The 13002-nt window shown below is 73.5% G+C and carries 12 protein-coding genes; 10 read left to right on the top strand and 2 right to left on the bottom strand.

Features of this window, described 5'->3' with window-relative positions:
• Nucleotides 1-289 precede the first annotated feature (289 nt).
• The 3 genes from ACFV4F_RS24690 (at nucleotide 290) to ACFV4F_RS24680 (ending at nucleotide 3085) form a co-directional block, all read left to right on the top strand.
• The gene (locus ACFV4F_RS24690; protein WP_380446252.1) at nucleotides 290-1387 is read left to right on the top strand and encodes a GAF domain-containing sensor histidine kinase; all 1098 of its coding nucleotides are present in this window, start codon (nucleotides 290-292) and stop codon (nucleotides 1385-1387) included.
• Nucleotides 1380-2036 (top strand): response regulator, encoded by a 657-nt coding sequence (locus ACFV4F_RS24685; RefSeq protein ID WP_380446237.1) that lies wholly within the window; start codon nucleotides 1380-1382, stop codon nucleotides 2034-2036. Before ACFV4F_RS24690 ends, ACFV4F_RS24685 begins: the two co-directional genes overlap by 8 nt.
• A gap of 212 nt (nucleotides 2037-2248) precedes the next feature.
• On the top strand, nucleotides 2249-3085 hold the full coding sequence (locus tag ACFV4F_RS24680) for a hypothetical protein (protein ID WP_380505478.1): 837 nt from the start codon (nucleotides 2249-2251) through the stop codon (nucleotides 3083-3085).
• A gap of 440 nt (nucleotides 3086-3525) precedes the next feature.
• On the opposite strand, the gene ACFV4F_RS24675 is transcribed toward ACFV4F_RS24680, so the two are convergent.
• The gene (locus ACFV4F_RS24675; protein WP_380446235.1) at nucleotides 3526-4329 is read right to left on the bottom strand and encodes a hypothetical protein; all 804 of its coding nucleotides are present in this window, start codon (nucleotides 4327-4329) and stop codon (nucleotides 3526-3528) included.
• 148 nt (nucleotides 4330-4477) lie between these two features.
• On the opposite strand from ACFV4F_RS24675, the gene ACFV4F_RS24670 reads away from it, so the two are divergent.
• The 6 genes from ACFV4F_RS24670 to ACFV4F_RS24645 all read left to right on the top strand — a co-directional run bounded on the left by ACFV4F_RS24670 (nucleotide 4478) and on the right by ACFV4F_RS24645 (nucleotide 10379).
• A complete protein-coding gene (locus ACFV4F_RS24670) occupies nucleotides 4478-5269 on the top strand; it encodes an ABC transporter ATP-binding protein (protein ID WP_380499358.1) in 792 nt (263 codons plus the stop codon).
• A 131-nt stretch (nucleotides 5270-5400) separates the two neighbouring features.
• The gene (locus tag ACFV4F_RS24665) at nucleotides 5401-5811 is read left to right on the top strand and encodes an NfeD family protein (protein ID WP_380446251.1); all 411 of its coding nucleotides are present in this window, start codon (nucleotides 5401-5403) and stop codon (nucleotides 5809-5811) included.
• A gap of 10 nt (nucleotides 5812-5821) precedes the next feature.
• Entirely contained in the window at nucleotides 5822-6880 is a 1059-nt protein-coding gene (locus ACFV4F_RS24660) for an SPFH domain-containing protein (RefSeq protein WP_380446233.1), read from the top strand.
• Between the two features lie 236 nt (nucleotides 6881-7116).
• Nucleotides 7117-7875 (top strand): sulfite exporter TauE/SafE family protein, encoded by a 759-nt coding sequence (locus ACFV4F_RS24655; RefSeq protein ID WP_380446232.1) that lies wholly within the window; start codon nucleotides 7117-7119, stop codon nucleotides 7873-7875.
• 103 nt (nucleotides 7876-7978) lie between these two features.
• A complete protein-coding gene (locus ACFV4F_RS24650; protein WP_380446231.1) occupies nucleotides 7979-8284 on the top strand; it encodes a 4a-hydroxytetrahydrobiopterin dehydratase in 306 nt (101 codons plus the stop codon).
• Nucleotides 8285-8363: 79 nt separating this feature from the next.
• Complete coding sequence (locus ACFV4F_RS24645) at nucleotides 8364-10379, top strand: PQQ-binding-like beta-propeller repeat protein (RefSeq protein ID WP_380505474.1); 2016 nt, start codon at nucleotides 8364-8366, stop codon at nucleotides 10377-10379.
• Nucleotides 10380-10431: 52 nt separating this feature from the next.
• Here ACFV4F_RS24645 and ACFV4F_RS24640 read toward each other — a convergent pair whose 3' ends face one another.
• Complete coding sequence (locus ACFV4F_RS24640) at nucleotides 10432-10947, bottom strand: HNH endonuclease (protein ID WP_329926410.1); 516 nt, start codon at nucleotides 10945-10947, stop codon at nucleotides 10432-10434.
• A gap of 347 nt (nucleotides 10948-11294) precedes the next feature.
• Here ACFV4F_RS24640 and tyrS point away from each other — a divergent pair, with 347 nt between their 5' ends.
• Complete coding sequence (gene tyrS / locus ACFV4F_RS24635) at nucleotides 11295-12569, top strand: tyrosine--tRNA ligase (protein ID WP_380446250.1); 1275 nt, start codon at nucleotides 11295-11297, stop codon at nucleotides 12567-12569.
• Nucleotides 12570-13002 lie beyond the last annotated feature (433 nt).

The following is a 13002-nucleotide window of genomic DNA, read 5'->3' as shown; positions in this document are numbered from 1 at the left end:
CTTTGCGCTCCGGTCTTCGCGCTCCGGGCCCATCGGCCTAGGTCCCCGGACCTGCGACCTAGGCGGCTGCGGACGGACGCGGGGGCCGGGGGCGCGGCGGTAGGTTGGCGGTATGTCCAGCGCGCCCAGTGACCACCGCCCGGCGGCCGGTCCGCTCACCGACGGTCCGCTCACCGACGGTCCGCCGCTCGACGGCCGGATACCGGTCGGTCACTCCCACGACGACCGGCTGCCGGCCTGCGACCCCTGCCTGGCCGGCATCGAGGCGGTGAGCCGGGCGCTGCTCGCGATGAGCCGGCACCTGGAGGTCCGCGAGGTGCTGCGCCGCATCACCGCCTCCGCCCGGGAACTCCTCGGTGCCGAGTACGCGGCCCTCGGCGTCCCCGACGACCACGGCGGCTTCGCCCAGTTCGTCGTCGACGGCATCACCGACGAGCAGTGGCGCGCCATCGGCCCGCTGCCCCGGCAGCACGGCGTGCTCGCCAAGATGCTCCACGAGACCGGGCCCACCCGGCTCGCCGACGTCCGTCAGGCCCCCGCGTTCGGCGGCTGGCCCGCCGCGCACCCCGAGATGGACGCCTTCCTCGGCATGCCCGTCCTCGACACCGACGCCGCCGAGGACGAACCGCAGGTCACGGGCGTCATCTTCCTCGCCAACAAGCGCGGCGGCGGCCTCTTCACCGACCACGACGAGGAACTGCTGCGGATACTCGCCGCCCACGCCGCCCTCGCCCTCTCCAACGCCCGCCTCTACGAGCGCAGCCGGGAACTCACCCTGGCCGGCGAGCGCGCCCGCATCGCCCACGACCTGCACGACGCCGTCTCGCAGAAGCTCTTCTCGCTGCGGCTCACCGCCAAGGCGGCCGCCAAGCTCGTCGACCGCGACCCGGTCCGGGCCCGCGCCGAACTCGCCGAGGTCGCCCGGCTCGCCGCCGAGGCCGCCGACGAACTCCGCGCCGTCGTCGTCGAACTGCGCCCCGCCGCCCTGGAGGAGGACGGGCTGAGCGCCACCCTCGCCTCCCAGGTCCAGGTGCTCGACCGCGCCCACACCGCCGACGTCGCCTTCGTCGCCGACGGCGTCCGCGCCATGCCGCCGGCCCAGGAGGCCGCACTGCTGCGGGTCGCCCAGGAGGCGCTGCACAACGCGCTGCGCCACTCCGGCGCGCGGCGCGTCACCGTCACCCTGCTCGGTACGCCCGAGCGCGGGGCCGTCCTCCAGGTGCGGGACGACGGTCAGGGGTTCGACCCCGAGTCCGTCCGCCGGGCCGGCAAGCACCTCGGACTGGCGTCGATGCGCGACCGCGCCGCCGCCGTCGGCGGCCGGCTCACCCTGGAATCCGCCCCCGGCCGGGGCACGCTCGTCGAGATGGAGGTCCCCGGTGCCTGACAGCACGCCACCGATCCGCGTCCTGCTCGTCGACGACCACCAGGTCGTGCGGCGCGGCCTGCGCACCTTCCTGGAGGTGCAGGACGACATCGAGGTGGTCGGCGAGGCCGCCGACGGCGCCGAGGGCGTCGAGCGGGCCCGCGAGCTCGACCCGGACGTCGTCCTGATGGACCTCAAGATGCCCGGCGTCGACGGGATCGAGGCGCTGCGCACGCTCAAGGGCGAGGGCAGCCGGGCCCGGATCCTGATCGTCACCAGCTTCACCGAGCACCGCACGATGGTCCCCGCGCTGCGGGCCGGCGCCGCCGGGTACGTGTACAAGGACGTCGACCCGGAGGCGCTCGCCGGGGCCATCCGCTCGGTCCACGCCGGCCACGTCCTGCTCCAGCCCGAGCTCGCCGAGGCGCTCCTCTCCGACGACGGCCCGCGCGCCCCGCAGGGCCGGGGCGGGACGCTCACCGAGCGCGAGCGGGAGGTGCTGGGGCACATCGCGGACGGGCGCTCCAACCGGGAGATCGCGCGCAGCCTGCACCTGTCGGAGAAGACCGTGAAGACGCACGTGTCGAACATCCTGATGAAGCTGGACCTCGCCGACCGCACCCAGGCCGCGCTCTGGGCCGTCCGGCACGGGGAGGGCCGGGAGGCGTAGGGCGTCCCGCTGGGGCATGCGGCCCGGGCGTGCGGCCCGGGCGTGCGAGGGGTGCCGTCGCGCTGTGCCGGGTGGGAGGTAATCCGGGGCGAGGGACGCGAGGAACGGTTCTGGCGTATGCCGTTCGGCAGGGGGAGGGCGGAAATGACGTGATGGGGCGTCAGGGCGGTGTGCCAGGCTGAGCGCCGACATCGAACCCGGGGGAGGACCTGATGAACGCGCCGCGCAGCGAGTACGGGCCCGTCGTGCTCGCCAACGAACTGGAGCTGACGCACCGCCTGTTCGAGCGGGCCAAGCACCTCGGCCTGGTGCCGCCGCCGGACGTCGAGGACCGGCGGTGGTCCCCGGCGGCCGTGGAGCCCCTGCTCGAACGCCGCTCCGACATCGCCGCCGCGCTGGCGGCGGACGTCGCGGAGCGGGCCGCGAAGCTGGCGCAGGAGACGGCCCGCGAACGCGATGCCTACGGTCCCGAGGTCCTGCGCCGACGGCTCGGGCTGGTGCGCTGGCAGTTCGACCAGGCGCGGGAGCGCGGGCTGATCCCCGAGCCGGACGTCGACGGCCGGGCCTGGTCGGCCGCGGCGGAGGCCGAGCTGCGGGCCGGCGCCGCCGAGCTCACGGCCGCGCTGGGCGCCGTCCCCCGGGTGGGCGCCGGCAAGGCCGCCGTCGCCCTGGGCCACACCACCGGCCTCCCGGTGACGGCGGACGACATCCGCCGGCTCGCCGAGGCCGGGGCGCTCCGGGCCTCCGGCGAGTTCCGGGGCCACCCCACCTACAGCCGCGAGGCGTTGGCGGCGGTGCCGGAGGCCGCCGTCGAGGAGGCGGTCACCGAGCGGCTGCGCCGCGCCGAGACCGAGGCGGAGGCCGCCGCCGCGCTGCTGCGACAGCGGATGGCGGAGAGCCTGTCGGCGGCGGAGGCGGCCGAGCAGCTGGGCTGGTCGGCCGCGCGGTTGGAGGCCGCCGTGGCGAAGGGCGGGCTGACCCGGGCCCAGGACGGGCGATACGACCGGGCGGAGGTGATGGCACTGGTGGCGGCCGATCCCTGGCGGTAGGGCGGCAGGCGGGTGCTCCGGCGAGTGCTGCGCGGCGGTCCGGCGGGTTGGGCGGTCGGCTCGGTCGCGGGGTGCTGCGCGGTGGCGGCGTAAGCCGGGCGGTGGGCGCGGATCCGGTGTTGGGCGCCGCGCGGTGGCCGGGCGCTGAGGCCGTTGAGCGCTGGGTGCCGTGCGGCGGTCGGGCTCGTCGGGCGGCGGGCGTGAGCTCGGTGCTGTGCGGTGGCCGGGCCTCCGGCGGCCTCTCTGCACGGTGGCAGGCGGGCGGCGTTGGCGCAGGGCTCGCGGTCGGGTGGTGCGGGTGCGGGGCCCGCGCATGGCTGCTTTCCGGCCATGTCTTCGTCACCCCGGCCCGTCCCGCGCGCGGGAAGTCGGTCCGTCCGACCTCCCGCGCGGGTGCGGTGCCGTGGAGCTCAGAGGTGCTCAGTGGGGCTCAGTGGGGCTCAGCTGTCCTGGCGCTCGTCCACGAGGGCGTTGTAGGCGGCCACCTGGGCGCGACGGGCGGTGCGGCGCAGCGGGTCGAGGACGGACTGGCGGGCGGCCATCTCCGAGGCGCTGACGGCGGCGCCGTGGCTCCCGGCGGCGATCGTCAGGAGCGCGGACACCTGGCGGGCGGACTCCAGCACGCGCACGGCGCGGGCCGGGTAGCCGGGCGCGAGCAGTTCGGCGTGCCCGCGGCGGCGGTAGGCGTCCAGGGCCTGCAGCGCCTCCGGTCCGGCGCCGGCCACGTCGAGGCGGGTGAGCAGGAGGGTCGCCTCGCGCAGCCCGTCGGCGAGCTCGCGCTCGGCCTCGTGCAGGGACGGCACATCGGCCGGCGGGCCGTCGTTGACCGTCGAGCAGCGCCACAGCACCGTCGCCGAGCGGTCCCCGGCCGGGCCGAAGACCTCGACCTCGGGCACCAGCCCGAGCGGTGCACCGACCGCCAGGACGGCCTCGCCCGCGCCCATGGCCCGCTCGTTGAACGCCGCCGGGCCGGTCAGCCCGATCGGGTGCCCGGCCGAGGGGAGCGCCAGCCGCAGGCCCTGCACGCCGAGCACCCGCAGCCGGCCGAGCGCCCACGTGAGCCCGTGCTGCTCGCCCGGCTCGTCGCCGGGCAGGCCGGTCACCCGGTGGACCTCGTCGTCGCCGAGGACGGCCGCGGCGGCGTTGTCCGGCGGGACGAGCCCGGCGAGCAGGGCGTTGCCCCAGGCGGTCAGCCGCCCCGAACGGGGCTCTTCGTACGGATTGTCGGCAGGAGTCGCGAGCATCCGGCCAGCCTACGGAATCGGCGGTCATCCGCGTGGCGTAGGTTTGCCCATGCGCGTGCGGCGCACCGACCCCGTGCCCACCGGCTGCCGGAGTAGGCTCGCCGCCCGCACCGACGGCCGAAAATCTTGTATTGGGGAAGGCGTAGGCATGAGCGACGTGCTGGAGCTGGTGGACGTATCCGTGGTCCGGGAGGGGCGCGCGCTGGTCGACCAGGTCTCGTGGTCCATCTCCGAGGGTGAGCGCTGGGTCATCCTGGGCCCGAACGGCGCCGGCAAGACGACGCTGCTGCAGATCGCCTCCTCGTACCTGTTCCCGACCGCGGGCAAGGTCTCGGTGCTCGGCGAGAAGCTCGGCGAGATCGACGTCTTCGAGCTGCGCTCCCGGATCGGCCTGGCAGGTGCCGCGATGTTCGACAAGCTCCCCGCCGAGCAGACGGTGCTGCAGACCGTGCTCACCGCCGCCTACGGCATGACGGTCAGCTGGCAGGAGAGCTACGAACAGTCGGACGAGTCCCGCGCGCTCGCGCTGCTGGACCGCCTCGGCATGTCCAGCCTCACCGACCGCAAGTTCGGCACGCTGTCGGAGGGCGAGCGCAAGCGCACCCTCATCGCCCGCGCGCTGATGACCGACCCCGAACTGCTGCTGCTCGACGAGCCGGCCGCCGGCCTGGACCTCGGCGGGCGCGAGGACCTCATCCGCCGCCTCGGCGCGCTGGCCCAGGACGAGTTCGCGCCGGCGATGGCGATGGTGACCCACCACGTCGAGGAGATCGCCCCCGGTTTCACCCACGTCCTGATGATCCGTCAGGGCAAGGTGCTCACCGCCGGTCCGATCGACACCGAGCTGACCGCCCGCAACCTGTCGAAGTGCTTCGGCCTGCCGCTGACCCTGGAGCGCCACGGCGACCGCTGGTCGGCCCAGGGCCTGCCGCTGGGCTGAGCCCCCGTCCGACGACCGTCCGGCCCGCCACGGGAACCGGTCGCACGCGCGACCGGTTTCCGCCCCTGGACCTGCGGGAACTGTCCGCCACGAAGGCCCTTCGTCCCTAGGATGGATCCGTGGACAGCTGGATGTGGTGGCTCCTGGCCGCCGTCGGGCTCGGCATACCGCTGGTGCTCACCGCGATGCCGGAGTTCGCCATGTTCGCGGTCGGCGCGCTGGCCGCGGCCGGTGTGGCCGGACTGGGCGCGGGGGTGGTCTGGCAGACCCTGACCTTCGTGGTGTCCTCGGTCGCCCTGCTGGTGGTCGTCCGCCCGATCGCCTACCGGGAGCTCAGGAGGGGCCCGAACATCAAGATGGGCATCGAGGCGCTCCAGGGCGCCACCGCGGTCGTCGCGGAAACCGTTGACGGGGAGGGCGGACGGATCAAGCTGAACGGCGAGATCTGGTCGGCCCGCGCGCTCCACCCGGACTCGGTCTACCAGCCGGGGCAGCAGGTCGACGTCGTCGAAATCCAGGGCGCGACCGCCCTGGTCGTCTAGGGGAGAGTCCGTGGAACCCGTCCTTATCGTTTTGGTCGTCCTGGTCGTGGTGGCCTTCATCGCGCTGATCAAGACGATCCAGGTCATCCCGCAGGCCAGCGCCGCGATCGTGGAGCGCTTCGGCCGCTACACCCGGACCCTCAACGCAGGCCTGAACATCGTCGTCCCGTTCATCGACCGGGTCCGCAACCGCATCGACCTGCGCGAGCAGGTCGTGCCGTTCCCGCCGCAGCCGGTGATCACCCAGGACAACCTGGTCGTCAACATCGACACGGTGATCTACTACCAGGTCACCGACCCCCGGGCGGCGACGTACGAGGTCGCGAGCTACATCCAGGCGATCGAGCAGCTCACCGTCACCACGCTGCGCAACATCATCGGCTCCATGGACCTGGAGTCCACCCTGACCTCCCGCGAGGTCATCAACGCCGGCCTGCGCGGCGTCCTGGACGAGGCGACCGGCAAGTGGGGCATCCGGGTCAACCGCGTCGAGCTGAAGGCGATCGAGCCGCCGACCTCCATCCAGGACTCGATGGAGAAGCAGATGCGCGCCGACCGTGACAAGCGCGCCGCGATCCTCACCGCCGAGGGCCAGCGCCAGGCGCAGATCCTCAAGGCCGAGGGTGAGAAGCAGGCGGACGTCCTCCGGGCCGAGGGTGAGGCGCAGGCCGCGGTGCTGCGCGCCGACGGTGAGGCGGCCGCCATCCGGACCGTCTTCGAGGCGATCCACGACGGCGACGCCGACCAGAAGCTGCTCGCCTACCAGTACCTGCAGACGCTGCCCGAGCTGGCCAAGGGCGACTCCAACAAGCTCTGGATCATCCCCAGCGAGGTCGGCGACGCGCTCAAGGGCCTCGGCGGCGCCTTCACCGGTCTGACCGGCAACGGCGGCGCGAACGGCGGCGCGATCGCGGCCCCCAGCGTCCCGGCCGCGGCGCCCGCGGCCCCGGCCGCCACCCAGGTGCCGATCGACCCGGCGGCCGGCCCGCGGCCGGTGGACATCGACAAGGGCGCGGCCCGGCCGCGGGTCGACCCGGCGCGCGAGTACCGCAAGATCGACCCGGAGTGAGCCGGCCGCGCTGACGCCGTGCGGCGCAGGCCGAGGCAGTGGCCGTCGTGAAACCGGGACCGAGGCAGTGGCCGCCGCGAGGCCGTGACGCGGGAGGGCCCGCCGTCGCACCGACGAGGTGCGGGGCGGGCCCTCGGCGTGTCCGGCGGGTGTTCCGCATCGTGGTCGGGGCTGGTCGGTTCGGCGGACCGTCCGGCATGATCCCTTCGGACCCGGACGAAAGGAAGAGGTGACCCGTGACGCTCTGGGAGGCGATAGCCGTCCTGGTGGCGGGCGTCGGTGCCGGGATGATCAACGTGATCGTCGGCTCCGGCACCCTGATCACCTTCCCCGTCCTGCTCGCCGTCGGCATCCCGCCGGTCACCGCCAACGTGTCCAACTCCTTCGGCCTGGTGCCCGGTTCGCTCAGCGGCGTGATCGGCTACCGCCGTGAACTGGCCGACCAGGGCCGCCGCCTGCTGCGCCTCGGCACCGCCTCCCTGCTCGGCGGCCTGGTCGGTGCCGTGCTGCTGATCACCCTGCCGAGCGGCGCGTTCGACGCGATCGTCCCGGTGCTCATCCTGCTGGCGCTCGTCCTCGTGGTGATCCAGCCCCGGGTGGCCAAGGCCGTCGCCGCCCGCCGTCGCCCCGGCGGGGACCCGGACGGCAGCCTCGTCCTGATCGGCGGCGTCTTCCTCACCGGCATCTACGGCGGCTACTTCGGTGCCGCGCAGGGCGTCCTGCTGATGGCACTCATGGGCATGCTCCTCCAGGAGGGCATCCAGCGCATCAACGCCGTGAAGAACGCGCTCGCCATGATCGTCAACGGTGTGGCCGCGCTGTTCTTCCTCTTCACCTCGACGGTCGACTGGACGGCCGCCGGGCTCATCGCCATCGGTTCGCTGCTGGGCGGCCTGCTCGGCGCCAAGGTCGGCCGCCGCCTGCCGCCCACGGCGCTGCGCGCGGTCATCGTGGTGGTCGGCCTGGCGGCCGTCACCAAGCTGCTGCTGGGCTGACCCGGCCTCGCGGCACCGGGCCGGGGCCCCGGCGCGGGCGTATGTTCGTCGCAGTGCACGCCGATCCGCCGGCAGCGGATCCGACCAGGCTTGGAGCGCTTCGATGAGCAGCAGAGCACGGCTGACCGAGGACGAGATCGCGGCGGCCCTGACCGACGTGCCGCGGTGGTCCCGGGAGGGCGAGGCCATCGTCCGCACCGCCGACGCCCCGGACTTCCCGGCGGCGATCCGCGTCGTCGACGCCGTCGCCGAACAGGCCGAGGCGCTGGACCACCACCCCGACATCGACATCCGCTGGCGCACCCTGCGCTTCGTCCTCTCCACCCACAGCGCGGGCGGGCTCACCGGCCTGGACTTCACCCTCGCAGCCCGGATCGACGCGGCCCTGAGCGCCGAGTCCGCCGCCTGACGGAGGCCGGAGCGGGGCGCTCCGGTGGGCGTGAGATGCTGACTGCCGCAGTGCAGGCGGCTCGGGAGGGACGGAACGGATGGCGCAGGAGCCCTTCGGAGACGCCCAGCAGCAGGCGTGGTACCCCCAGCAGCAGGACTGGCAGGGCGGTTACCCCGAGCAGCAGCACGGCCGGCAGGCTCAGCACATCCAGCAGGGGCACTGGCAGACGACCACCGGTTACGGGCAGGCCGAGTACGGGCAGACCGAGTACGGGCCGGGCGACTACGGCCAGGGCGCCGGGTACGGCGAGTACGGGCACACCCAGGACGGTCCGTCGGCGTACGGGCAGGGCGCCGGGTACGGCCAGGAGGGGCAGACCGCGTACGGGCAGGGCGGCTACGCCCAGGACCCGTACCAGCCTCACCAGCCCTATCACCAGTACCCCGGCTACGAGCAGCAGCAGTACTCCGAGTACTCCGAGTACGGCGAGTACGCCGCGTCCGACCCGCAGCGGCCCGCCGAGGACAGCCTGTACGTGCCGGCGGGCGCGGAGTACTCGGCCGACGGCTACGTGCACATCGAGTCCCCTGAGCCGGCGCCGGATCCCGCTGGGCAGGGGGAGCCCGGGGCACCGGCCACCGCCGAGCCCGTCGTGTCGTCCCGGTCGGCCTCGCGCCGGGGTGGCGACAGCGAGGGGAAGGGCGGCAAGGGCGCCAAGGACGCCAAGGACTCCAAAGGCGGCGGCTCCTCGCTCGCGGACAGGGCCCGGGCCGCCGCCGACGCGGTGCTGACCGGCGAGCACGTGCCCAGCCGCAAGGCTCTCCTCGTCCGCACGGGCGCCGGCGTCGCCGCGCTGGGCGTCCTGATAGCGGCCGGCCTGATGGTCGGCATCGAGGGCAGCGGCAGCGCCTCCACGTCGGGTGGCGGGGGCGGCGAGCCCGGCTTCGCCGTCGCCCACACCAAGGCGTGGTCCGCGCAGCCGGCCGCGGCCGCGCAGCCCGGGGCGGACGACACGCTGGTCGGGAGCTGGCTGCTCGCCGACGCGGTGGTCCGGGCCGACGCCTCCGGCGTGCGCGCGTACGACCTGGCGGCGGGCAAGCCTGGCTGGTCGGTCGAGCCGCCGGCCGCCGGGGCCGTCCCGTGCGGACTGTCGCCGAGCGTGAACCCGTCCGGCGTGGGCGCCGTGCTGTTCCGGGCCCAGGCGGATCCGAACAGCCCGTGCACGCTGCTCGCGGCGGTGGACACCAAGACCGGCAAGACCGCGTGGACGAAGACCCTCTCGGACGCCAAGGGCGCCTACACCGCGCACGTCGGCGTCACCGAGGACAAGATCGTGGCCGTCGGCGACGACCGGGCGATCGCCTGGGACGCGGCCGACGGCAAGGACGTCTGGCAGTACACCGGGCAGGGCAAGTTCTGCACGCTCTCCGGCGGGGTCACCGGCAAGACCGTGATGGTCGCCTCCACGTGCGCGGACTCGACCCCGGCCGGCCAGGCCGTCGCGCTCAACACGGCCGACGGCAAGGTCAGTTGGTGGCGCGGCCTGAACAACAACCCGAAGACGGTGACGGTGCTCTCCGCCGAGCCCGCCGTCGTCCTCACCACTGGCGAGAAGCCGGCCGACGACCGGGTGTTCGCGTGGGGCGCGAGCGGCGACCCGGCCGCCGAGATCCCGGTCAGCGGCGACGCCGGGCGCCTGGACGTCGCGCACGGCACGTTCTCGCCCACGCCCGGAGTCTTCTTCCAGGACCGGACGATGGTCACCACGCTGGTCCCGGCGAACGGCAACGGCGCCGTCGTCGCGGTCGGCTACGACCTCGACAGCGGGAAGCAGAGCTGGAAGGCCCCGGCCGCCGAGAAGGGCGTGCTGCGGGCGGTCACCCTCGACGGCGGCTCCCTCGTGCTCGCCGCCGACGAGCGCCGCGACCAGCCCGCCCACCTCTCCCGCTTCGCGGTGACCGGCGGCCACGAGTCGACCGGCGGCAACTTCCCGCCCGGCACCGGCTCGCTACTGATCTCGGGCCGGGTGCTGATCGGCGGCGGCAAGGTCGTCGTGGTGCCCGAGCACTCGGCGAACTTCGGCACGGCGGCCGGCTACCAGGCAAAGGGCTAGCCGACCGCCACCCGCGAGCGAAGGGCTAGCCGACCGTCACCCGCAGGCGAAGCTAGGCCGCGGGTACGACCGGCAGCCAGTCGGCGAGCTCCCTGGCCTCCGAGTCGCGCAGGCCGAGCGCCAGCATCAAGGTCGCCTGCGGGGTCGGCACGAACGGGCGGCGCAGCAGTTTCATCCCCGCCTGCTCCGGTGTCCGGTCGGCCTTGCGCTGGTTGTCCTCGGCGCACGCGGCCACTGTGTTCAGCCAGCTGTCCTCACCACCGCGCGACCGCGGCTGCAGGTGGTCCACCGTGGTGGCCCGCCGCCCGCAGTACGCGCACAGGTGCTGGTCACGGGCCAGGACGCCCCGCCGCGACCACGGCGCCTGTTGTCGGAACGGCACCCGTACGTAGCGTTGGAGTCTGATCACCCGCGGCACCGGTACGGTGACGCCGGTCCCCCGGACCGTGCGCAGCGGATGCGCCTGCTCCACCACCGCCTTGTCCTGGAGCACCAGGACCACGGCGCGCTGGAGCGACACCGTCGTCAGGGGCTCGTAGCTCGCGTTCAGAACCAGCGTGTTGCGCACCTCGGCACACCCTTCCCACGGGCGTGCCACGGCGGCACGACCGTCTCCACACACGTCACTGCCGCCGCACGGCGGTGGGACCACTCTGAATGGGCCCGCGGCCGACGAACAACGGAATTTCCGGTATCGAAGGGCACCCGGAGCCGCGCGGGGGTCGAGCGACCGGCTCCCGGCCGGCGCGTCGGGGGAGCGGCGGACGGCGTCCCGGAGGAGCGGGGACGGAGCCTCGGGAAAACTCGCCGGCCGGGACCGCGTAGGCTCTATCAGGCTGGAGTCGTACCGACCCGGGGCCCGACCGAACCGGGCCAGCACCGGGCCGGACGCCCGATCGAAGGAGAAGCGTGACCGTGACGGACATCGTCGACGAGCTGCAGTGGCGTGGGCTGATCGCCCTGTCCACCGACGAGGACGCACTGCGCAAGGCGTTCGCGGACGGCCCGGTCACGTTCTATTGCGGCTTCGACCCGACGGCCCCCAGCCTGCACCTCGGCAACCTCGTGCAGATCCTCACCATGCGCCGCATCCAGCAGGCGGGGAACCTCCCGCTCGGCCTGGTCGGCGGCGCCACGGGCCTGATCGGCGACCCGAAGCCCACCGCCGAGCGCGTCCTCAACGACCCCGAGACGGTGGCCGCCTGGGTCGACCGTCTGCGCGGCCAGATCTCGCGCTTCCTCGACTTCGACGGCCCGTACGCGGCGCGCATGGTCAACAACCTGGACTGGACGTCCGGGATGTCCGCCATCAGCCTGCTGCGCGACGTCGGCAAGTACTTCCGCGTCAACAACATGATCGCCAAGGAGGCCGTCGCCCGGCGGCTCAACTCCGACGCGGGCATCAGCTACACCGAGTTCAGCTACCAGATCCTCCAGGGCATGGACTACCTGGAGCTGAACCGCCGTTACGGCTGCACCCTGCAGACCGGCGGCAGCGACCAGTGGGGCAACCTCACCGCCGGCACGGACCTGATCCGCAAGGCCGAGAGCAAGTCCGTGCACGCGCTGGCCACGCCGCTGATCGTCAAGGCCGACGGCACCAAGTTCGGCAAGACCGAGTCCGGCACGGTCTGGCTCGACCCCGAGCTGACCACCCCGTACGCCTTCTACCAGTTCTGGCTGAACGCGGACGACCGGGACGTCTCCAACTTCCTGCGGATCTTCAGCTTCCGCTCGAAGGCGGAGATCGAGGAGCTGGAGCGCGAGACCACCGAGCGCCCGGCCGCCCGCCTGGCCCAGCGCGCCCTGGCCGAGGAGCTCACCACCCTCGTCCACGGCGCCGACCAGTACGAGCGCGCGGTCGCCGCGTCCAAGGCACTGTTCGGCCAGGGCGACCTCGCCGACCTGGAGGCCCCGACCCTGGCGGCGGCGCTGGCCGAGGTCCCCAAGGCCGAGGTCGCCGAACTCCAGCCGGTGGTCGACCTGTTGGTCGCCGTCGGCCTGGCGCCGAGCCGCTCGGCCGCCCGTCGGACGATCAAGGAGGGCGGCGCCTACCTCAACAACGTCAAGGTGACGGACGAGGAGGCGGTGCCGACCGAGGCCGACCTGCTGCACGGCCGCTGGCTCGTGCTGCGCCGGGGCAAGCGCAACCTGGCGGCGGCCGAGCTGACCGCGCCGGCGACGGCGTGACCGTGTGACTGCGTGACGCAGGCCGTGCGTCGCAGGCCGTGTGACGCGAGTGGCGTGACCGAAACCCGACGCCGCTGAGCAGCGGCTTCGACGACCGAGGGCGGGATCCAGCCGGATCCCGCCCTCGGCGTTTGACGATGTCGTCCAGGTGGCCTAGTGTTGAACGAGTCGCTGAAGCGGCCACACCACTTGGTAACCCCCACTCTCACCTCGAAGCCCATTAGCTTGGGTCGTTCGGCGTCTGCGCCGACAGGGTGAGCGTGAATTTCGGGTAACACCCGGAATGCGCTAATGTGGAGGTCGTTGCGGAAAGCGATCCCGGCCAGTTCGGGAAATCGGATGAATGAAACTCCGGAAAACGGAGCGGAAAACATCTGATAAGCTGGAAACACGAAAGAACGAAGCGCCCGGAGGGCCCGCTGGAAGGCGGCTC

The organism is Kitasatospora sp. NPDC059722, from assembly GCF_042733235.1.
GTDB lineage: Bacteria > Actinomycetota > Actinomycetes > Streptomycetales > Streptomycetaceae > Kitasatospora.
The sequence above is the reverse complement of the archived record's forward strand: the minus strand, read 5'-3'. Positions and strand labels throughout refer to the sequence as shown.